The sequence below is a fragment of the Morganella sp. GD04133 genome (assembly GCF_029835375.1).
Taxonomy (GTDB): Bacteria; Pseudomonadota; Gammaproteobacteria; order Enterobacterales; family Enterobacteriaceae; genus Morganella; species Morganella morganii_B.
The window spans coordinates 1-610 of sequence record NZ_JAODZS010000111.1; the positions used below are offsets into that span (position 1 = coordinate 1).

General features: G+C 55.2%; 1 protein-coding gene. It reads right to left on the minus strand.

Annotated features, from left to right (window positions below; translation table 11 throughout):
- Window positions 1-610, minus strand: a 610-nt coding sequence (locus N7387_RS21365; protein ID WP_279800965.1) for an Ig-like domain-containing protein, incomplete at both ends; no start/stop codon positions are given.

A 610-nucleotide genomic window follows, 5' to 3' on the forward strand; every position in this document is an offset into this window, starting at 1 on the left:
AATAAACTGCGCAGTCTCGCTCTTCGAGGTGCCCGCTCCCTCTATCATCAGTTTGGAATCTCCGGCCGTCTCGCTGCTGAACCGGAATGTGGCCTGACCGTTATCGTCCGTCTGCTGGTTCGGCTCCGCCACGGTTGCGCCGTTATCCGCGCTGGCCGTTAACGGGAAGTTTTCCACCCGGTTATCAAACTGGTCAGCCACGGTTGCCACGGCGATGTTTTTCGCCTGACCGTCAGCCACCGCCCGGTTATTGGTTAACTCGAGCGTTTTGATTTTTGCGGTACTGAGATCCGCAATATAGATGATCGATTCCGTCCGGCTGTTACCGTTACGCATTCTGGCTTTCAGCAATCCTTTCCCGGCGGATTTACTGATGATTTTTACGGTTGCCGTGCCGTCAGGACCGGAGTTCACGGTCAGGGTCTGACCGTTGTTGCCATCCGCATCATAAATGGTCACCCCTTCCGGGTTTTTCAGCCCGGACACACTGAAGGTCACCGCTTTATCCGCCAGCACTTCACCCTTGTCATTCTGTAACAGCGCCACTGCGGTAAACTGATCACGGTTATTCGCCACCAGTGACCGGTTCGGCGTAACGGTCAGCTGAGTA